General features: G+C 64.2%; 1 protein-coding gene. It reads right to left on the bottom strand.

Going from position 1 to position 274, the window contains the following annotated elements:
- A partial coding sequence (locus tag GV792_RS28920) for an LLM class flavin-dependent oxidoreductase (protein ID WP_163828155.1) occupies nt 1–202 on the bottom strand: 202 nt, incomplete at its 3' end.
- Nucleotides 203–274 lie beyond the last annotated feature (72 nt).

Raw genomic sequence — 274 nt, 5'->3', positions numbered from 1 at the left:
GTTCGGTGGCCTTGGCCGCGGCGGCCAACACCATCAGCGGATCCGCGCGCGGCCGGGTGACCGGGCTGTCACCCGCCCAGACCGAGTCCAGACCCACATCCTCGGCCCGCCGGGCGTGCTCGACAAACCGTCCTGGTTCGTGCACACCCTGTATCGCCTGGTCACGCGTCGGCAGAAGGTAGCCGATCTTCAGCCTCGCCATGGCACCTCCCTGTTGTCAGGTTCATCAGCTGTCAGGTTCATCAGCCTAACTCTCCACTACCTGATTTTGAAG

The sequence above is a fragment of the Nocardia cyriacigeorgica genome, assembly GCF_010868145.1.
Classification (GTDB): domain Bacteria; phylum Actinomycetota; class Actinomycetes; order Mycobacteriales; family Mycobacteriaceae; genus Nocardia; species Nocardia cyriacigeorgica_D.
Note: the sequence above shows the minus strand (reverse complement) of the source record. Positions and strands in the feature narration are given on the sequence as shown.